The sequence below is a fragment of the Planococcus sp. S3-L1 genome (assembly GCF_030063085.1).
GTDB lineage: Bacteria > Bacillota > Bacilli > Bacillales_A > Planococcaceae > Planococcus > Planococcus kocurii.
The window spans coordinates 12,008-32,245 of record NZ_JASISN010000003.1; the positions used below are offsets into that span (position 1 = coordinate 12,008).

A 20,238-nucleotide genomic window follows, 5' to 3' on the forward strand; every position below is an offset into this window, starting at 1 on the left:
TGTCAATTTGACTAGTCTGACAATTCCAGTATACCGGAAAAACATATCGAATTCTAGGATTTCCCTCTATCTTTACACAAAAATAACAATAGAAAGACAGAATTTTTTATGCAAATTGTCACAAATTCTTTAATTTGATGGAAAAAGGTGTACAATAGCCATAACAAAAAGGAGTGTGAACCATGGATTGGCTGCTAGAAGCTAACAAACGCAAAGAGACCATGCTGAGAGAATTACAGGAATTAGTGGCGATTCCCAGCGTGTTAAGTGACGACACAACACCAACGGCTCCTTTTGGAAAAGAAGTTAAACAGGCATTGGATTGGTTTTTAAAAAAAGGAAAAACTCAAGGCTATTCAGTAAAAAATGTAGGGGACATTGGAGGGCATCTTGAGATTGGGCAAGGTGAAGAATTGCTCGGTATTTTAGGGCACGTTGACGTTGTGCCAGTGGGAAGTGGATGGACAAAAGCTCCATTTGGTGGAGAAATTGAAAATGGTCGACTTTATGGCAGAGGCACGATCGACGACAAAGGTCCGACAATTGCCGCATGGACGGCTTTGAACATGGTAAAAGAAGCAGGCGTAGAATTTACAAAACGCGTGCGGTTGATTATTGGAACCGATGAAGAAAGTGAGTTCCGCTGCATGGATCGTTATTTTAAAACAGAAGAAATGCCCTCTATTGCCTTTACACCAGATGCGGATTTCCCAATCATCAATGCTGAAAAGGGGATCGCAACCTTGGTGTTTTCAACATTTTCCATGCATGAAGATGCGATTTTAGAATCTTTTATTGCAGGTCATCGAACCAATATGGTGCCTGACCAAGCAACCGCCATTTTAAATGGCCAACTAGCAGAATGGCAGGAAGATTTTAAAGCGTTTTGCAAAGAACACAATGTTACAGGAGTCGTCGAACAGCATAACGGCTCGACCGAGTTGACGTTAAATGGAAAGTCAGCCCATGCCATGGAGCCTGAAGACGGTGTCAATGCAGGGGTTTTACTGGCATTATTTTTGAAAGATCGCTTAGAAGGCGATGGCCAGAAATTTGTGTCATTTGTCGCGGATACGTTTTATCAAGATTCGCGTGGTCGCAAACTGGGACTGGAGTTTATGGATGAACAGTCAGGAGATACGACATTTAACGCGGGAATTATTCGCTTTGAGAAAAAGAAAACAGCGATGATTACAGTCAGCATGCGGTATTCCATTAGTTATCCATTTGAAGAAAAAATCGCGGCTTATCAACTCAAGGATTTTGTTCTGGACATTGCGTCCAATTCTCCTCCTCATTACGTGGATGGAAACGATTCATTTATCAAGACGCTACAAAATGCCTATGAAAAACAAACAGGCGACAAAGCAGACCTTCTTGCTATTGGTGGGGGCACATATGCGCGCGTACTTGATAAAGGTGTAGCATTCGGTATGCTGTTTCCAGGTGAGCCGGACGTTGCGCACCAAGCAGATGAATTTGTCGATATCGACAATTTAGTTAAAGCAACTGCAATTTACGCAGAAGCAATTTATCAATTGGCTTGTAAAAAATAAGGGAAGAGGGATTAGCTATGGATTTGATATTGCATAATGGTGAGTTTATTCGTGAAGAGGATTTGGTGATTTCGAAAGAAGATCGTGGCTATCAGTTTGGAGACGGTATTTACGAGGTCATTCGTGTTTATGACGGCAACTTGTTTACAGCAAAAGAACATATTGACCGTTTCTATGAAAGTGCTGATAAAATCAAAATTGTTATTCCCTATACAAAAGATGTTTTTCATAAAATGATGTATGATTTTGTGGAATTGAACATGATTGATAACGGTCAGGTATACGTTCAAGTTACGCGTGGCGCTGCAGAACGACAGCATCAATTCCCAACACAAGCAAATCCTGTGATTACCGGCAATACGAAATCAGTGGAGCGTCCAGTTGGGAGTTTAGAGTCTGGAGTAACGGCGAAGTTTATCGAAGATATTCGTTGGTTGCGTTGTGACATTAAAAGCTTGAACCTGCTCGGCAATGTACTAGCGAAACAAGAAGCTTATGAAGAAGGATATTTTGAAGCGATTTTGCATCGTGGTGAAACCGTGACAGAAGGCTGTTCATCGAATATGTATGGCATTAAAAACGGCATCCTTTATACCCATCCTGCTAACAACCTTATTTTAAATGGCATTACGAGACGTGTAATTCTTGAATTATGTGAAGAGTTGGAAATTCCAGTAGAAGAAACACCTTTCACAAAAGCTCAAGCACTTGAAATGGATGAATTTATCATGTCTTCAACGACCACTGAAGTAATGCCAGTTGTCGTAATTGGTGATAAAAAAATCGGTCAAGGTGTTCCTGGAGAATTGACGCGTAAATTACAGGCCGCTTTTGAAGCGCGCATTGGAGTCGGCGTAAAATCGTAATCCATCATTTATCAGAAGAAAAGTGATTGGCTCAAGCCAATCACTATTTTTTTGTATCCGTGCACATGGTAAACTGAAGCGAGGTGACGTTAAATGAAACCACATTACTTTGTGGGCATAAAAATTCCACAGAACATTGCAGAGAACTTAGTTGCAGAACGAGACAGTTGGAAGTTGAAAAGTCATAAAAGGCAAACCCCAGCTCAAGATATGCATATTACCTTACTGTTTATTGGCGAAGATGTGAATGGCGAAATAGATCAAATTGAAAAACTACTAGCCAGAACCAATCAGCAGCCATTTAAACTAACAGTGAATGGCATTAAGACTTTCGGTAACCCGGTAACTCCACGTATAATTTATGCCTCTCTTGAAAGTTGTGAAGAATTAAATGTGCTTCAGCGACAAATTGTCCATACTTTGGATTCGCTACAGATGAGTCCCAACCTGAAAGAATTCGTGCCGCATATCACATTGGCTAGTAAATGGGCAGGAGGCGTGCCTGCAGAACCGCAATTTTCAATTGATCAGATGCAATTTGAAGTGACGGAGTTTTCACTGTTCCGAATTGCAATGAAAGAAATACCACGTTATCAAAAGATCTTCGATTATCGGCTTTAAAGACCCATCTAATACATCCGAAGGCGAGTGTTTATGAAAATAGTATTTATTATTAATCCTGCAGCTGGGAATGGTCGAGCCTTGAAAAGATGGCGCCGCTTTGAGAAAACAATTCAGTTTCCATTCGAACAAGTCGTCACTACATATTCTGGACACGCCTTAGCTATTGCTGCAAACTACCGGGAAAGTAAACAAGTTGCTCTCTTAATCGGCTTTGGTGGAGATGGTACGCTGCGTGAAATTATTGCAGGTGCAGCAGGATCTGAAAAATTGATTGTTGGTTCAATAGCAGCAGGATCAGGCAATGATTTTGGACGTGCTTACGGCACTTTTACAGATGCGCAGGTAATTGAACAATTTCTTCACAAGCCGTTGCCCAAACGGCAAGACCTTGGTGAATTCACTAACGGCAAAGCTTTTCAGTTTGTTAGCAGTTCAGGTATCGGCTTTGATGCAGAAATATCCATTTCGGTTAACCGGTCACCTCTTAAGAAAAAACTAAACCAACTGGGTCTAGGGAAATTAGTTTACGTTGTCTATGTCATCCGGACTTTATTGAAATTCGAGAAGTTTACGTTGTCTGTAAAATGCGACGGTAATCTAGTTACTTACAAAGACGTTTGGTTAGCGACTGTCAACAACCAACCTTATTTTGGTGGGGGCATGAAAATCTCGCCTTCCTCAAAAACGGACGATGGTTTACTTGAATTGACGGTCGTTCACAAAATTTCCCGTTTGAAACTATTGCTGGTTTTTGGTACGGTATTCAGCGGAGCACATACACGTTTCAAAGAAGTTATTCAAATGAGCAGCACAGAATTTTGGCTCTCGACCGAAAAGCCAGTATGCCGTCATGTAGATGGAGATGATGCTGGCATGAGCCCAGCAAACGATTTAGTCAGCTACACAGTAAGTCAAACCGATTGGCAATCAATAAAATTAACCGACTATATAAGTTGAATTAAAAGGAGTTTTAAGTCAATAACAGTTGCCGATGACAAAGTACGCTTCGTGATGCAGGTACTGGTTTGCGACAGGTTAGAATTACTAGCTCAGCTTATATAAATAGAAAGAGGATGAAACATGAGATCACGTTTTAAACCATGGGCAGCAGATTTGCTCGATAATCACCCGGAGATTGTTATACCAGATCCAGAACAACAAAAAGGCAAGTGGAACGAAATTTTTGGCAATAATCAGCCGCTTCATATCGAAGCAGGGACCGGTAAAGGCCGCTTTATTATTGGAATGGCAAAAGCAAATCCAGACATCAACTACATCGGCATTGAACTGTTTGATAGTGTCATCGTCACAGCTCTTGAGACAGTTCTTGAACAAGAAAACGGCGTTCCAAACTTACGTCTTTTAAAAGTTAATGCAAAAAAAATTGCTGATTATTTCGAAAAAGGTGAAGTGGACAGACTCTACTTAAACTTTTCAGATCCGTGGCCAAAAACACGTCACGCAAAACGCCGGTTGACACATGAATCATTTCTTAAATTATATGAAGCCGTTTTACCTAAAAAAGGCGAAATTCACTTTAAGACTGACAATAGAAACCTGTTCGAATATTCACTCACGAGTATTTCTGAATATGGTATGTTATTAAAAGAGGTGTCATTGGATCTTCATGACAATGAGCCTGAATGGAACATTATGACCGAGTACGAAGAAAAATTCTCGAAAAAAGGCCAACCAATTTACCGAATGGAAGCACAGTTTTCAGGTAGTTGATCATAATAGGGGGGATAAGGGAATGCAGAAATTTCAATTTCACGAGATGAACTTAACTTGGCTTGATGGGGGCACGACTTTTTTAGACGGCGGTACGATGTTTGGGGTAGTACCGAAAGTCATTTGGTCAAAACGTTATCCAACCAATGAAAAAAATCAAATTGAATTACCAACACATCCTATACTTGTCCAGTTTGAAGGTCATAATATACTGATCGACAGCGGTCTTGGTGATGGCAAATTGACAGAGCGTCAGTTGCGAAACCTAGGTGTTTCTGAGCAGTCGCGAGTAGAAGAAGATTTGGCGGAGCTTGGGCTAGCACCTGAAGATATTGATACCGTCTTAATGACTCATCTTCACGGCGATCATGCAGCGGGGTTAACGAAATGGCAAGGCGAAGAGCTGGTTTCTACTTTTCCAAATGCTAAAATCCACGTATCAGCAGTAGAATGGAATGAAATGCAACATCCGAATATTCGCTCACGAAACACTTACTGGAAAGAAAATTGGCAACCTATAGTCGATCAAGTCGAAACTTTTGAAGGTCAAAAAACCTTGTTCGATGCTATCACGCTCATTCATACCGGAGGTCATTCAGATGGCCATAGTGTCATTAAAATGACTAGTGGCCATGAAACGATTTTGCATATGGCCGACATCATGCCAACTCACGCGCATCAAAATCCATTATGGGTGTTAGCTTTTGATGATTACCCGATGGATTCAATTTACGCAAAAGAAAAGCTGATGAAAGAAGCATTGGAAAACGGCTATTATTTTAGCTTTTATCACGATGCGTATTACCGCATTCTGAAGTGGAGTACAGACGGCAAAGAAATTGTCGAAGCACTAGAGCGGAAAGAAAAAATTCTATAAAAAAAGGAGCCTATGGGCTCCTTTTTTTATACTTGTTTTACTTCGATCACTGCACCGGTAAAAGCATCAGCTAAAAATTCGAATTGTTGAAGTTCATCTTCTTTATGGCGAGTAATACCGCCTTTATAGACTTCAGTTGTTAATGCATGCTGCTTATAAGGCTCGGTTTTCATAAAAATCCAAGAACCATCAATAGGGCCTTCTTCTTTAAATGCAGATTTAACTTCTTTTAATACGTCATCTGCTGGATATAGCTTTTCTGTACGATTATAGACTTCTTTTGCTAAATACGAAGCTGCGATGCCTGTAGCAAATCCAATAAGTAAATCACGATTTTTCACTAAAATCCCTCCTCTGCTTAGTGGATAAATTGTACCATAAATATTTTGAAGGACGAAATGAAAGCTTGAAAGTCTAGTTATTTTAAAAAAGAGAGTATAAAACTGGAAATTATCTGATAAAAGCACTAAACTTGATAAAGGTAAATGAATTAGGGGGAATTTTAATATGCATACGGAAACTCTTGAAATGTTTAAAATCTTAACCGAACTACCAGGAGCACCAGGAAATGAACACGCTGTCCGTAAATTTATGCGACAAGAGCTGGGGAAATATGCTGACCGCTTGCTTCAAGACAATTTAGGAAGCGTTTTCGGCGTTAAAGATGGTCAAGAAGACGGCCCGCGTATTATGGTTGCTGGTCATATGGATGAAGTGGGATTCATGGTCACCCAAATTACCGATAATGGCATGATTCGTTTTCAGCCTTTAGGTGGCTGGTGGAACCAAGTGATGTTAGCTACGCGTGTAGACATCATGGCAGGCGACACGGTAATTCCAGGTGTGATCGGCTCTATTCCCCCACACTTATTAAGCGAAGAACTTCGCAGTAAGCCAATGGACATTAAGAACATGTTGATTGATATTGGTGCCGATGATAAACAAGACGCACTGGCACTTGGCATCCAACCTGGGCAACAAATTGTGCCATTCAGCCCGTTTACTCCAATGGCTAATGATAAGAAAATTATGGCGAAAGCATGGGATAATCGTTATGGCTGTGGCTTAGCGATTGAACTTTTAAAAGAACTAAAAGATGAAAAATTACCGAACCAATTGTTCTCAGGCGCTACAGTGATGGAAGAAGTTGGTTTGCGAGGAGCACAGACAGCAGCAACGATGATCAAACCAGATTTATTTTTTGCACTAGATGCCAGTCCGGCCAATGATGCAACAGGCGATAAAAATGAGTTTGGCCAGCTTGGTCAAGGGACATTATTACGTATTCTAGACAAGAGCATGGTCACTCACCGTGGTATGCGTGAATTTATATTGGATACAGCCGAAACACATAATATTCCGTATCAATATTTTGTTTCACAAGGTGGAACAGATGCAGGACGAGTACATACAGCCAATGAAGGAATTCCAAGCTCAGTAATTGGAATTTGCTCTCGCTACATTCATACTTCAGCGTCAATCATTCACACAGACGATTATGCAGCAGCTAAAGAATTATTAGTGAAGCTTATAAAAGCGACAGATCGAACAACGCTTGAAACCATCCAAAAAAATGTCTAAAAAGTGCCTGCAGGGCTCTTTTTTTGAAGGGAATACTATTGATGAGAAAAAATCGTGTAGCAATTGCATCAAAAAATCCTGCGAAAATTACGGCAGTGTCAAATGTATTTAAAAACCTAGAGTGGGCTGTTGATTTATCCGCTGTAGATGCTGAATCGGAAGTTTCAGCACAGCCTTTTTCTCAGCAAGAAACGCGTCAAGGAGCAGTTAACAGAGCCAAAAATGCATTAGGAGATCAAGATTTTGCTATCGGGCTAGAAGGCGGAGTATATGAAGTTGAAGAGATTTTATACTTATGCAATTGGGGGGCGTTAGCAACTCAAGACGGACGTTTGTTTACAGCAGCGGGTGCTCAAATTCCACTACCAGAGGAAATTGCAGCAGGTCTTCGTTCGGGTACTGAACTTGGTACAATCATGGATGACTACGCCAACGAAAGTGGGATCCGTCATCATAAAGGAGCCATTGGTATTTTAACGGATGGCCTTGTTAATCGAGGAGAAATGTTCGGTCACGTTGTTAAATTATTAATTGGGCAGTATCAGAGAGACGGCGATTAAGTTGCATGTCTTTGAAAACACCTTTAAAATAAATAGCAGTGATGTCAGGGGGAATGTGCGTGCCTCGATATAGAAGGATTTTTATGCTGGCTGTGCTGCTAGGCCTATTGTCTGGCTGTGCGGTAGCGCCGGAAGAACAGGTTTTACAGGGAGTATCGAACGCACGGGATGCGTTTCAGGCAAAGCCGGAAAATCCCAATGAAATGGTTGGGCAAGTCGATTTGTTTGTACCAAATGATTACGTTATTGAAGAAACAGCGGATGAATTCAACCGCTTAATCACAAATGGCAAAAACTCTTTTGCTTTAGTCATTAATCCGAACGAAAAAGCTACAAGTACTTTCTTCTATGATTTGCAAAAAGTTGATTCGGATCAGCAATGGCTGGTAGATGAGACGTTTCAGCAAAACGGTCGTTTCGGATTTACAACAGTTAAAGAAGTTGCGGAAAATCAGTTAGAACTAGTTGTTAGTGCGGGTGGAGTGAGCTTGACGACGACTACAAACGAAAACGAACTTCCAAAAAATATGGACTGGATGATGAAAACTGTACGCTCAATCGCGAAGAATGAATAGGGGATTACTCAAATGAGAAGCTTGCAATCTACGGATGAATTTCACGAATTAACGAAGCAAAAAAAGGTTGTTTTTATGTTCACTGCAGCATGGTGTCCAGATTGCCGTGTAATTGATCCGATCATGCCTGATATCGAAAAGAAGTTTTCAGCTTATACGTTTGTATCAGTGGATCGCGACCAGTTTATCGATTTGTGTATTGAGCAAGATATTTATGGCATTCCTAGTTTTCTTGGTTTTGCAAATGGACAGGAAACGGGACGCTTTGTTAGCAAAGACCGTAAAACACAGGCAGAAATCGAAGAGTTTGTTTCGAATTTGTCGCAATAACAACAAAAACGGTTCGCCTATACTTGGCTGAACCGTTTATTTATGAAAGTGAGGCCAACCAACGATGAAATCTACTGAACTTTTTAATATATTAAGAGAGCGTATGCCAAGCCGCCAACTAGAATGGCGCTTTGACCGCGAACAAGATGTTGTCAACATTCAACACAAAGAACTCGGTAAAGGCATGAGTATTTCCTTGCCGCAAGTAATCAACCGATTCGAAGCAAAAGGTGATGCAGCGATTCAAGAAATCGTTTATACCATTACGGAAACTTTTGAAGCGATGGAAAAAGAAGCGAAAGGAGAAATGAAATCGACCGAACATATTTTTCCGGTTATTCGCTCAACTTCTTTCCCAACTGAATCTAATGAGGGCCATAAATTTATCACAGCTGAACATACTGCAGAAACACGCGTTTATTTTGCTTTAGATGCTGGTACTACCTATCGCTTAATTGATGAAAATGTGGTAAATTCATTAAGTCTCACAGAAGAGCAAATTAAGGAAATTGCGAAATTTCAAGTGAAGAAACTAAAAACTGCTGTGAAAGAAGACCATGTTGCTGGCAATATCTTTTATTTTCTTAACGAAAACGATGGTTATGACGCTTCAAGAATTTTGAACGAATCGTTTTTAAAAGAAATGAAAGCTAAAATTACAGGGGATATGACCGTATCTGTACCTCATCAAGATGTATTGATTATAGGCGATATCCGAAATGAAACGGGATACGACGTGCTCGCGCAAATGGCTATGCATTTCTTTACGAATGGCAAAGTGCCGATCACTTCCTTATCGTTCATTTATGAAAATGACGAATTAGAGCCGATTTTCATTATGGCAAAAAATAGACCAAACGAGGAGAACGATAAAAAATGAATGTATTTTATAACAACGAAGGAATTGGCGATGTGTTGCTCGTTCAACTGCAAACAGAAACTCCAGAAAAAATTAACCCAGAACAATTTGGGGATATTACATTGATCAAAGATGCAACGGGAACGATTGCTGGATTTAATGTATTCAACGCTTCAAGCTATGCAGAATTAGCTGAAGGCCAACAAGTAGAAGTGTCTGAAAAGCTTGTAACATCTTTGCAAAATGCACTAGCTAAAAACGGTATTGATTTTACGCTTGAAGTCGATTTTTCACCGAAATTTGTTATTGGATTTGTAGAAGCTAAAGAAAAACACCCAAATGCTGATAAATTGAATGTTTGCCAAGTAGTTGTTGGAGATGAGCAATTACAGATTGTCTGTGGTGCTCCAAACGTTGAGCAAGGACAAAAAGTTGTTGTGGCAAAAGTAGGAGCTGTAATGCCTTCAGGAATGATCATTCGTGATGCAGAACTTCGGGGAGTGGCATCGTCTGGAATGATTTGTTCGGCAAAAGAGCTAGCTTTACCAGATGCACCAGAGGAAAAAGGAATTCTTGTCTTGTCTGATGATGCAGAAATCGGTTCAACTTTCAAAGTAAAGGCGTGATGCATAATGAGCTGGATTAAAAATGTATGGAATCGCATGTTCACAGATGACGCCGAGGAGTTCGAAGAACAAGAAGAAATTATTTATGAAACGCCCCCGACTGTAAAAAAAGAAAAAGCACCTTTTCGCTTTCCACTTATTCCAGATGAAGAAAAAGAGGGTTTTGTTCACGATGTAAAACGCGCAGAACCGCGTCAAGAAAAGCCGTTTTTCAATGGACGTGAAAGGGAAACCCCTCGAAAAGAGCCCGTATTTCCCATAGAAAAAAAAGTGATGGGGCCAAAAGAGGCACCAATCCGTCAATCGACAATTGCCAATCGAAAAAATGCCGAATTGCCGGTCAATAAGACACACCGGTTTGAACCAACTCGTATCGCTTCACCGATTCACGGCTTTAACACGGCTCGACCTGCACCTACTCAAAAGTTAGGAGAGGACAGAGAAGAAAAGATAAACCGTCAGTTGCTAGATGAAGCTATAGAAGAAAAAGCTAGAAGCGGATGGCATAAACCGAAAGCGCCAATCGAACACGAGATTGCTCCAATTTTTGAAAAAAAGGAAGAACCGATAATAGAGGTTGCCAAAGCTGTTGAAACTACAGAATCAATCGAAGAGTCTGTAGTAATCAATGTTTCCGAGGAAGAGCCAGCTGAAGTTTCTGTTGTAGAAGAGAAGCAAGATGAACGGATAGTACCGCCCTTTTCACCGATAAATACGGCACCAGTAGCAGCTGCTACGGAGGAAAACAATGAATCAGAAACAATATCAGAGCCTACGATCGAGTTGTCCGTAGTAACAGAGCTGAAAATTGACGAAGAGCAGTCCGAATCAGCAATGGCTACAGAGTTACCGGCACAGGAACAAGAGCCAGCAACTGAAGCAATGTCAACACCTGCGCCCAAACGTGAAAAAACCGTGCCCTTTAATGTGCTAATGCTTAAATCAGACAAAGAACTGTTAAAAAACAAAACTAAACCATTGCCAGATGTTCCACCGCACGACGAACAACTAGTAACAACGCCACAACCGGAAAAAAAAACGATAAATTTAGTTGATCAGCCTTCACATGCCTTCAATTCAGTATCAGAAGCTGAATCTCAAGCTTATCAGCTGCCACTCTTAGAATATTTGATGGCTCCTGAAAACGATCGTAAAGATGATGTTTGGATGGATGAGCAAGGCATACGGTTAATCGAAGCATTGTCTCATTTTCAGATTAAAGCTGAAATTTTAAGTATCGTTCAAGGTCCAGCTGTAACGCAGTTCGAATTGAAAGTTGCACAGGGCATAAAAGTTAGCAAAATTCGCAATTTAGCGGATGATTTAAAATTGGCGTTAGCAGCTAGAGATATTCGAATTCAAGCGCCAATTCCCGGAAAAAGTTCCATTGGAATTGAAATTCCGAATCGCACAAGTCGTGCTGTACGGATTTCTGAAATTATCGGTAGTGCTGTTTTTGAAGAGTCGGATTCTCCACTCGAAGCGGCTCTTGGGCTGGACTTGACCGGCAAGCCGGTCACGCTTGATTTACGTAAAATGCCTCATGGCTTGATTGCGGGTGCTACAGGTTCTGGGAAATCGGTGTGCATCAATTCGTTGCTGGTCAGCTTGTTATATAAATCATCGCCAAGAGACTTGAAGCTGTTGCTAATCGATCCGAAAATGGTCGAGCTGGCACCGTATAATCATATACCGCATCTAGTCAGTCCTGTTATTACGGATGTTAAAGCGGCAACTGCATCATTAAAATGGGCAGTTGAAGAAATGGAACGACGCTATCAATTGTTCGCACATAGTGGTGTGCGTGATATTAGTCGCTACAATAAATTAGTAAAAGAAAAAGGAGATTACGTGCAGCATTTGCCGTATATCTTAATTGTGATTGATGAATTAGCCGATTTAATGATGATGTCTCCTTCAGATGTCGAAGATTCTATTTGTCGGATTGCACAAAAAGCTCGCGCTTGCGGTATCCATTTAGTGATTGCGACTCAACGTCCGTCTGTAGATGTGATTACAGGATTGATCAAATCCAATATTCCAACACGTATTGCGTTTTCGGTTTCATCGCAAGTAGATAGTCGCACGATACTGGATTCTCAAGGTGCAGAGCGTCTTCTTGGACGAGGAGACATGTTGTATCTTGGAAACGGAATGTCGGCTCCAAATCGTTTACAAGGGACGTTTGTTACCGATGACGAAATTGAAAAAGTCATTGAGCATGTCAGATTGCAAGGCAAGCCTGAATACTTTTTTAGAGAAGAAGAATTGATCAAGCGAAGTGAGTCTCCTGCTGAACAGGATGACCTGTTTGAAGAGGCTTGTCGATTCATCATGACACAAGGAAGTGCATCCACATCGCTGTTGCAGAGGAAGTTCCATATTGGCTATAATCGAGCTGCGCGGTTAATGGATTTAATCGAAAAACATGGTTTTATTTCAGAGCAAAATGGGAGCAAAGCTCGGTCAGTGTTAATTACAGAAAACGATATTGAAGAAGTATTTCGGTAAAAGCTAGTCGTCTGTGGATCTTCTACAGACGACTTCAGTTTTCCTATAATACGAGAAAGAAACGCTAAGTAGAAAAATCTACAAGCTAGCCACATAAAAAAGAATGTAGTAAATAATGAGGCATTTTAAAGAAAGACAAATTTATGATATAATACTGTACTTGTGCTTATCTTTACCAGCTATAAAATTCGCTTAGCGACTTATATAGACTAATTTTCAACTCCCACAGGAGGTTCATTTATGACAGTTTTACATTTTACCGGAATCAAAGGTTCTGGTATGAGTCCACTTGCCCAAATCATGCATGATATGGGAGAACACGTACAAGGCTCGGATATTGAGCAACATTTTTTTACAGAAGATCGATTACGCGAAAGAGGCATTACCATTTTGCCGTTTGATGCAAACAATATAGAAAAAGAGATGACCATTATTGCAGGAAATGCATTTGGTGATGATCATCCTGAGTTGGTTCAAGCACGTGAATTAGGTGCTACGATTATTCGGTATCATCAGTTCCTAGGGGATTTGATGCGCCAATACGTATCAGTTGCCATTACAGGCGCGCATGGTAAAACATCGACGACAGGCTTAATGGCGCATGTCTTAGCTGGCTATAAACCTGTGTCGTATTTAATAGGAGACGGAACAGGCGTCGGACAAGAAGATTCTCATTTCTTCGTCGCAGAAGCTTGCGAATACCGTCGACATTTTTTGGCTTATCACCCAGATTACGCAATTATGACCAATATCGATTTCGATCATCCCGATTATTTTACGGGAATTGATGATGTCTTTAAGGCATTTGAAGAAATGGCGCAACAAGTGAAGAAATGCATCATTGCTTGTGGTGATGATGAATACTTGCAACGGATTCAAGCACCAATCCCTGTCGTTTATTACGGCTTTGGGGAAGAAAATGACTTCCAAGCGAGAAATGTTATGAAAACCGTTGAGGGTACTACTTTTGATGTCGTGATTCGTAATGAGTTTTTCCATACATTTACGCTACCAATGTTTGGAGATCACGCGATCTTAAATGCGTTAGCAGTTATTTCACTTTGCCATTATGAAAACATTCCTGCGGATATCATTCAGCAGCAGTTTGAAGATTTTGAAGGAGTAAAGCGCAGATTCACCCAATCAGCAATTGGTGATCGAATTTTAATCGATGACTATGCGCATCATCCGACAGAAATCCGGGCAACTTTACAATCCGCTCGCCAAAAATATCCGGAGCGTGAACTTATCGCTATTTTCCAGCCACATACATTTACGCGGACACAAACTTTTTTACAAGAGTTCGCTGATTGCCTGGCTGAAGCAGATCAGGTTTATCTTTGTGACATCTTTGGTTCTGCACGCGAAAAAGTAGGGACGCTTAAAATTCAAGATTTAGCTGAGAAAATCGAGGGCAGTCATTTGCTACAGTTAGAAGAGGTAGACTTACTAGCCAAGCACGGTAACGCAGTTTATTTGTTCATGGGTGCGGGAGATGTCACTAAATTCCAAGAAGCATTTGAAAATGGATTGAATACAGGAAAAACAGTTTAACTTTCGAGTTAAACTGTTTTTTCATGCAGGAACAAAACTATTTTTGTCGAATAATAATAAAGACGGTGTTTAATCCAAACTCTTCAAGGGTAGAAAAGGATATAACATAATTCGTTTAAAAGGAGGAAATAGAATGGATTGGCAAATTTTGCTTTACATTGCCGCGATCGTGGCCGCTATTGGATTCTTAGTTCTATGCATAGCGTTGGCAATGACATTAAATTCGTTGAAAAACACATTAAAAGAAGTTTCAGGTACCGTAGCCGGTCTTGAAAATCAATTGCAGGGGGTAACGTTGGAAACAACAAACCTATTGCATAAAACAAATGAACTAGCTGAAGACATTCAAGTGAAATCAGAAAAATTAAACGGTGTCGTAGATGCAGTAAAAGGTGTCGGCAACTCAGTTACTGATTTAAACTCTACTGTCCGTCGCATCACGTCAAGCGTTGGAGTGCATGTAGAACAAAATGAAGATAAGATTGCGCAAGTTGTTCAATGGGGCAACGTGGCTATGGGAATCCGTGACAAGTGGAACGAGCGTAAAATCTACGAAGCTCGTGCGAATGCTGCTTCGGTACCTGTACCTGGACAAAAAAAATTACCTCATAACGAACAATACTAAAATTGCTTTTATCATAAATTAAATGGAGGGAATATCAATGAGTAAAAACAAAAACTTTTATAATCAATCTGATGCAAATGATTCACAGTATAATAAGGATTACTATACGCAAGGTGGCCAGTATAGCCAGAATAGTGGCAGAAGCTATCAGCAGAGTGACTATGTACCTCAGTCATACGGAGCTTCAAACCGTTACGACGATCTTTACGACTATGAAGAATCAGATGGAGGTTCAAGTTTCTTGGTTGGTATTTTGGTTGGGGGAGTTATCGGAGCTGCAGCTGCGTTATTTCTTGCTCCTAAATCAGGAAAAGAATTCCAAGCTGACCTTAAAACTCAAGCAACTACATTAAAAGAAAAAGCTTCTCAGCAGACAGACTTTAATGACGATGGTTCAGGTGGATTCGCAAAACAGCTAAAAGAACAATCAACAAAAGTAGTGGATAAAGTAAAAAATATGAAGGCTGGTAATTCACCGATGGACGATGGAACCGCTTCATCAGAAGGCGAAGAGTCGATTGACATTCATTCGACAATTCAAAATTCATCTGCCGACTTTGATGCGTTCACTTCCACAGCCAACGCTTTAAAAGAAGCAGTTGAAGAAGTAAAAGAAGAAAAAAAATCAAGCTCGTCAAATGCTGCCAACACAGGCAACAACATGAACAGCAATACAGCAAGTGCGAGCAAGGGTCCAAATACGACCAGCAGCAACAACAACAGCAATAAATCATCAAATCCAACGACTAATTACGATAAAAAGAATTAATCTAGGAGCGATTTAGATGAAAAACTTAGTGCATGTAGACAATTTAGATAGTCTAAAACAAGCAGTAGGGCATAGTCAGCATTACTGGCTCTTCAAACACAGTAGTACGTGCCCAGTGTCTGCTAAAGCGTGGAATGAGTACAATGAGTACAGCTCGTTGCACCCGAATCAACTCTTTTTGTATCTAGTCGTTCAGGAAAATCGTGAACTTTCTAAAGCTATCGAAGAGATTACGAGAGTTACGCATGAGTCGCCACAATTGTTTCATTTTACAAGTCTAAAAATGGACTGGCACGCTTCACACGATAAAATTAAAAGTGATTCCATGAAAGAATTTATTTTTTAAAACAAAGCCGAAGCCTAGTCGCTTCGGCTTTGTTGCGTGAAAATACTTTAGCGCGTTGAATCGCTAAAACATTTTCCGTGACTTTATTGAATAGTTTGCTTATAATAGTCCTATCATGTTAATATGAGTCACCTGATAAAGGTTATTCGCGAAAGGGGAAGTTATAGAATGAGTAATTTAGATTTAGAGCAACTAAGAGAAAAAGTGGACGCAGTCAACCTGCAGATTCTATCTCTGATTAATGAGAGAGCTTCCGTAATTCAGGAAATTGGTAAACTAAAAGAGAAACAAGGAGTTAACCGTTACGATCCGTTGCGTGAACGTCATATGTTGAATCTGTTAAAAGAAAATAATGCTGGACCATTAGATCAAAAAACAGTTGATCATATCTTTAAAGAAATTTTCAAATCAGCACTAGATATGCAAGAAGAAGATATCCGCAAAGCTTTACTTGTTTCACGCAAGAAAAAAGCTGAAGATACGATTATCAACATTAACGGCGAACTAGTAGGCTCTGGAGATCCATCATTCATCTTTGGCCCATGTGCAGTTGAATCTCAAGACCAAGTGATGAAAGTTGCTGAAGCTATCGGAGCGAAAGGCTTGAAAATGATTCGTGGTGGAGCTTACAAACCACGTACATCACCTTATGATTTCCAAGGACTTGGCTTAGAAGGATTGAAAATGTTGAAAAAAGCAGCTGATCAGTATAATTTGGCTGTGGTTTCAGAAATCGTAACACCTGGACATTTAGAATCGGCTCTTGACTATGTAGACGTTGTTCAAGTAGGCGCTCGTAATATGCAAAACTTCGAATTATTAAAAGCGGTAGGCCAGATCAACAAACCGGTTCTTTTAAAGCGCGGCATGTCAGCAACTGTGGATGAATTTATCCATGCTGCTGAATACATTATTGCTTCAGGAAATGAAAACATCATTTTATGTGAACGTGGAATTCGCACATACGAAAAAGCGACACGTAACACATTAGATATCTCGGCTGTGCCTATCTTAAAACAAGAAACACATCTTCCGGTATTTGTAGACGTAACTCACTCAACAGGTCGTCGTGACTTATTGCTTCCAGCTGCTAAAGCGGCTATCGCAATTGGGGCGGATGGCGTAATGGCTGAAGTTCATCCAGATCCAGCAGTAGCATTATCTGATGCTCAACAGCAAATGGATTTAGGTCAATTTGATGAATACTACGATGCATTAATGAAATTCATGAAACAGTACGAAATGAAAGTATAAACATGAAAAGCCGGAGTTTCTTCGGCTTTTCTTTTTTTTAGTTGATATTGTTGAAGTTTTTGTCGTATGATTATAGAAAGACTGGAAAAGGAGGGTGCACAATGACCGTTACGATATATGATGTGGCAAGAGAGGCGAACGTTTCTATGGCTACTGTGTCACGTGTAGTAAATGCTAATCAAAACGTCAAACCTGCCACAAGGAAGAAAGTATTAAAAGTGATAGAAGAATTAGGCTATCGTCCAAATGCTGTGGCTCGTGGACTTGCAAGTAAAAAAACAACGACGGTCGGCGTCATTATACCCGATATTTCCAATAGCATGTATGCTGAACTAGCCCGTGGAATTGAAGATATCGCGACAATGTACCGTTACAATATTATTTTATCTAACTCAGATCAGAACGAAAATAAGGAACTTCAGCTATTGGAAACAATGCTCGGAAAACAAGTAGATGGAATTGTTTTCATGAGTGATGTCATCTCACCTGAACTTCTCAAAGAAATGGAGCGTTCTCCAACTCCAATCGTCCTGGCAGGTTCAATTGATGAATCAGCAGCAATTGCTTCGGTTAATATTGATTATTATGGTGCTGCCTACGAAGTTGTTAAGAAGTTCATTGATAATGGTCATAAGAAAATTGCGCTTATTTCAGGGCCAATGACTTCGATGATTAACAAGGAATATAAGTTAAAAGCTTATAAAGAAGCATTAGCAGATGCAGGTATTGCTTACGATGAAAAACTGGTCGTTGAATGCAACAACTCTTATGATGAGGGCATGGAGGCTGTCAAAATTTTAGCGACTGCCGAGCCGACTGCCTATTTTGTAGGGAACGACGAAATGTCAATCGGGGTCATTCATGGATTAGAAGAGCAAGGCCGAAAGATTCCAAGGGATGCAGAAGTTATTAGCTACGAAAATTCCAAACTGTCACGTATGGCACGTCCAACGTTAACAGCAGTCGCTTTCCCGCTTTACGACATTGGAGCGGTATCAATGCGTTTGTTAACAAAGTATATGAACAACGAAGAAATCGAAGAACAGCAAGTTATTCTCCCATACCGAATTGAAGAAAGACAATCGACTAAAAACGATTAAGCTTTTAAAACTTCATTGCTATAAACAAACAAAACCCTTGTGCGGATCAAATGATCTGCACAAGGGTTTTGTTGTTCAGTAGGGGAAACGAATACCTCATCATTTATTACGAATCATATACAAAGCCTTATTCAACATCTGCAGATTCTTGTCGGTAATCTCTGCTTTACGTGGTATGGCTTTGTACAAGTTCGGTGGATCTTCCCACGTATCGATCAACTTAACAGGCGACTCTGGCTGCCATTTCGCGGTCCACGACTCAGGTAATTTCCCAGAAGGTACAGGAAAATTATTCATTTCCATCCAAACTAACGACCAAGCACGTGGAACTACACGCCAAATATCATAGCCGCCACCACCAACAGCTATCCAGCGGCCTTCACAATACTCATGAGCGAGTTCATGAGCGATCCGGGGTATTTCCTTGTAAATATTCATCGTGCCGTATAAGTGTGTCAGAGGGTCCAAATAATGGGCATCTGCCCCATTCTGTGTCAAGATGACATCAGGTTTAAAAAAATCAATGATTTCTTTCATGGACGTCCGGTAAACTTCGAGAAAAGACTCGTCTTCAGTAAAAGCATCGATTGGAAAATTGAAAGAAGTACCATAGCCTTGACCACTGCCGCGTTCATTAATATTACCTGTTCCTGGAAACAGGTAACGTCCTGTTTCATGAATAGAGACTGTACAGACATCAGGGTCGTCGTAAAAACTCCATTGCACGCCGTCGCCATGGTGAGCATCGGTATCAATGTAGAGCACCCTTGCATTGTATTTACTTTTTAGGTAATTGATAGCAACCGAGCTGTCATTGTAAATGCAAAAACCGGATGCTTTACCTCGAAAACCGTGATGCAAACCGCCGCCTAGATTTAATGCATGCTGTGCTTTTCCCTCCATGACATAATCCACAGCGGTTAGCGTCCCGCCTACTAGACGTGCACTCGCTTCATGCATATTTTCAAAAATGGGCGTATCGTCTGTGCCGATGCCATAACTTTCACCAGCTTCTGGTGTGATTTCACCGCGACCCGCTTTTTTGACAATATCAATATAACGTTCATCATGTGCTAGTAATAATTCTTCATCGGTTGCAATACGAGCTGGGACAATTAAATCTTTTGGAAGCGCGTTCATTTCTCTTAATAAATCAATCGTTAAGACGAGTCTTTTCTGGTTGAATGGATGTGTTTCAGAAAATTTATACCCCAATTGATCTTCTGAAAAGACGAATACAGCGTGTTTCATTCGTTCACTTGTGGCATACTTGGCCACAAAACGTCAAATCCATTTTTTCGTAAATTATTGATAATTGCAAGTGGATTCATCGTCTGGACTCGGAAAACCAGAATTTTGTTGGCATTATTTTCTCTATCGGGGTAAACGAGGACACTGAGCACATTGACATTCTGTTGATGAAATACTTTTGAAACTTCGTATAGAATTCCTGATCGGTTCTCTACGCGCACTTCGATTTGTGAACCAGGCTGGTGTGCGCCGGTTAGTTCAATAAAGGTGTACAAAAGATCTGTTTCGGTCAGAAAGCCGACGAGTTGCTGGTTGCTGACTACTGGGATACAACCAATTTTTTGCTCATAGAAAATCATGGCTACTTCTTCTACAAAGTCGAGCGGATGTGCTGTAACCGGATTAGGTGTCATAATTTCTGTTACTTTTTTTTTGTAAGGTTCACCTTTTGGTGAGACGGTAAATCGAGAAGGAACTGCATCTTTTAAGTCGCGATCGGTTACAATGCCGACTACTTTCCCGTCATCAACAATAGGTGCATGGCGAATTCGCTTGTCTTTGAATAAGTCCATAACATCTTGCACAGTTTGATTGGACGTGAGCGTATGAACGTCCGTTTTCATAATTTCTTCCACTAACATAT

At 40.5% G+C, this 20,238-nt stretch carries 22 protein-coding genes; 19 read left to right on the forward strand and 3 right to left on the reverse strand.

What is annotated here, in order from left to right; all coding sequences use genetic code 11:
- Positions 1 to 182: 182 nt before the first annotated feature.
- The 6 genes from pepV (at position 183) to QMF37_RS04070 (ending at position 5,654) form a co-directional block, all read left to right on the forward strand.
- Positions 183 to 1,556 (forward strand): dipeptidase PepV, encoded by a 1,374-nt coding sequence (pepV, locus tag QMF37_RS04045; protein WP_078080279.1) that lies wholly within the window; start codon positions 183 to 185, stop codon positions 1,554 to 1,556.
- A 17-nt stretch (positions 1,557 to 1,573) separates the two neighbouring features.
- Entirely contained in the window at positions 1,574 to 2,422 is an 849-nt protein-coding gene (dat, locus tag QMF37_RS04050) for a D-amino-acid transaminase (protein ID WP_071154610.1), read from the forward strand.
- A 93-nt stretch (positions 2,423 to 2,515) separates the two neighbouring features.
- The gene (gene thpR, locus QMF37_RS04055) at positions 2,516 to 3,043 is read left to right on the forward strand and encodes an RNA 2',3'-cyclic phosphodiesterase (protein ID WP_071154609.1); all 528 of its coding nucleotides are present in this window, start codon (positions 2,516 to 2,518) and stop codon (positions 3,041 to 3,043) included.
- Positions 3,044 to 3,076: 33 nt separating this feature from the next.
- Positions 3,077 to 4,003, forward strand: coding sequence for a diacylglycerol/lipid kinase family protein (locus QMF37_RS04060; protein WP_078080280.1), 927 nt, complete (start codon positions 3,077 to 3,079; stop codon positions 4,001 to 4,003).
- A 123-nt stretch (positions 4,004 to 4,126) separates the two neighbouring features.
- Entirely contained in the window at positions 4,127 to 4,777 is a 651-nt protein-coding gene (gene trmB / locus QMF37_RS04065) for a tRNA (guanosine(46)-N7)-methyltransferase TrmB (RefSeq protein WP_071154608.1), read from the forward strand.
- A gap of 22 nt (positions 4,778 to 4,799) precedes the next feature.
- A complete protein-coding gene (locus QMF37_RS04070; protein WP_071154607.1) occupies positions 4,800 to 5,654 on the forward strand; it encodes a YtnP family quorum-quenching lactonase in 855 nt (284 codons plus the stop codon).
- Positions 5,655 to 5,680: 26 nt separating this feature from the next.
- Here the strand turns inward: QMF37_RS04070 and QMF37_RS04075 are convergent, their stop codons facing one another.
- On the reverse strand, positions 5,681 to 5,995 hold the full coding sequence (locus QMF37_RS04075) for a PepSY domain-containing protein (RefSeq protein WP_058385779.1): 315 nt from the start codon (positions 5,993 to 5,995) through the stop codon (positions 5,681 to 5,683).
- 166 nt (positions 5,996 to 6,161) lie between these two features.
- Here QMF37_RS04075 and QMF37_RS04080 point away from each other — a divergent pair, with 166 nt between their 5' ends.
- The 13 genes from QMF37_RS04080 to ccpA all read left to right on the forward strand — a co-directional run bounded on the left by QMF37_RS04080 (position 6,162) and on the right by ccpA (position 18,344).
- Positions 6,162 to 7,235 (forward strand): M42 family metallopeptidase, encoded by a 1,074-nt coding sequence (locus QMF37_RS04080; RefSeq protein WP_058385778.1) that lies wholly within the window; start codon positions 6,162 to 6,164, stop codon positions 7,233 to 7,235.
- Positions 7,236 to 7,276: 41 nt separating this feature from the next.
- On the forward strand, positions 7,277 to 7,795 hold the full coding sequence (locus QMF37_RS04085; protein WP_078080281.1) for a DUF84 family protein: 519 nt from the start codon (positions 7,277 to 7,279) through the stop codon (positions 7,793 to 7,795).
- A 53-nt stretch (positions 7,796 to 7,848) separates the two neighbouring features.
- Complete coding sequence (locus QMF37_RS04090; protein WP_283476739.1) at positions 7,849 to 8,370, forward strand: hypothetical protein; 522 nt, start codon at positions 7,849 to 7,851, stop codon at positions 8,368 to 8,370.
- Between the two features lie 12 nt (positions 8,371 to 8,382).
- Positions 8,383 to 8,700, forward strand: coding sequence for a thioredoxin family protein (locus tag QMF37_RS04095; protein ID WP_071154606.1), 318 nt, complete (start codon positions 8,383 to 8,385; stop codon positions 8,698 to 8,700).
- Between the two features lie 64 nt (positions 8,701 to 8,764).
- Positions 8,765 to 9,580 carry a DUF1444 family protein gene (locus tag QMF37_RS04100; protein WP_058385774.1) on the forward strand — a complete coding sequence of 272 codons (816 nt, stop codon included), beginning with the start codon at positions 8,765 to 8,767 and terminating at the stop codon, positions 9,578 to 9,580.
- A complete protein-coding gene (gene ytpR / locus QMF37_RS04105; protein ID WP_071154605.1) occupies positions 9,577 to 10,185 on the forward strand; it encodes a YtpR family tRNA-binding protein in 609 nt (202 codons plus the stop codon). Before QMF37_RS04100 ends, ytpR begins: the two co-directional genes overlap by 4 nt.
- Before the next feature lie 6 nt (positions 10,186 to 10,191).
- On the forward strand, positions 10,192 to 12,696 hold the full coding sequence (locus QMF37_RS04110; RefSeq protein WP_078080283.1) for a DNA translocase FtsK: 2,505 nt from the start codon (positions 10,192 to 10,194) through the stop codon (positions 12,694 to 12,696).
- A gap of 240 nt (positions 12,697 to 12,936) precedes the next feature.
- A complete protein-coding gene (gene murC, locus QMF37_RS04115; RefSeq protein ID WP_078080284.1) occupies positions 12,937 to 14,250 on the forward strand; it encodes a UDP-N-acetylmuramate--L-alanine ligase in 1,314 nt (437 codons plus the stop codon).
- 133 nt (positions 14,251 to 14,383) lie between these two features.
- A complete protein-coding gene (locus tag QMF37_RS04120; RefSeq protein ID WP_058385770.1) occupies positions 14,384 to 14,875 on the forward strand; it encodes a DUF948 domain-containing protein in 492 nt (163 codons plus the stop codon).
- Positions 14,876 to 14,912: 37 nt separating this feature from the next.
- Entirely contained in the window at positions 14,913 to 15,644 is a 732-nt protein-coding gene (locus QMF37_RS04125) for a YtxH domain-containing protein (protein ID WP_071154603.1), read from the forward strand.
- 16 nt (positions 15,645 to 15,660) lie between these two features.
- Positions 15,661 to 15,990 carry a bacillithiol system redox-active protein YtxJ gene (ytxJ, locus tag QMF37_RS04130; protein ID WP_071154602.1) on the forward strand — a complete coding sequence of 110 codons (330 nt, stop codon included), beginning with the start codon at positions 15,661 to 15,663 and terminating at the stop codon, positions 15,988 to 15,990.
- Positions 15,991 to 16,158: 168 nt separating this feature from the next.
- Entirely contained in the window at positions 16,159 to 17,244 is a 1,086-nt protein-coding gene (locus QMF37_RS04135; protein WP_078080285.1) for a bifunctional 3-deoxy-7-phosphoheptulonate synthase/chorismate mutase, read from the forward strand.
- A 101-nt stretch (positions 17,245 to 17,345) separates the two neighbouring features.
- Entirely contained in the window at positions 17,346 to 18,344 is a 999-nt protein-coding gene (gene ccpA / locus QMF37_RS04140) for a catabolite control protein A (RefSeq protein WP_078080286.1), read from the forward strand.
- A gap of 99 nt (positions 18,345 to 18,443) precedes the next feature.
- Here ccpA and QMF37_RS04145 read toward each other — a convergent pair whose 3' ends face one another.
- Both QMF37_RS04145 and QMF37_RS04150 read right to left on the reverse strand, forming a co-directional pair.
- The gene (locus tag QMF37_RS04145; RefSeq protein WP_078080287.1) at positions 18,444 to 19,595 is read right to left on the reverse strand and encodes an acetoin utilization protein AcuC; all 1,152 of its coding nucleotides are present in this window, start codon (positions 19,593 to 19,595) and stop codon (positions 18,444 to 18,446) included.
- A complete protein-coding gene (locus QMF37_RS04150) occupies positions 19,592 to 20,236 on the reverse strand; it encodes an acetoin utilization AcuB family protein (protein ID WP_078080288.1) in 645 nt (214 codons plus the stop codon). Before QMF37_RS04150 ends, QMF37_RS04145 begins: the two co-directional genes overlap by 4 nt.
- Positions 20,237 to 20,238: the final 2 nt, after the last annotated feature.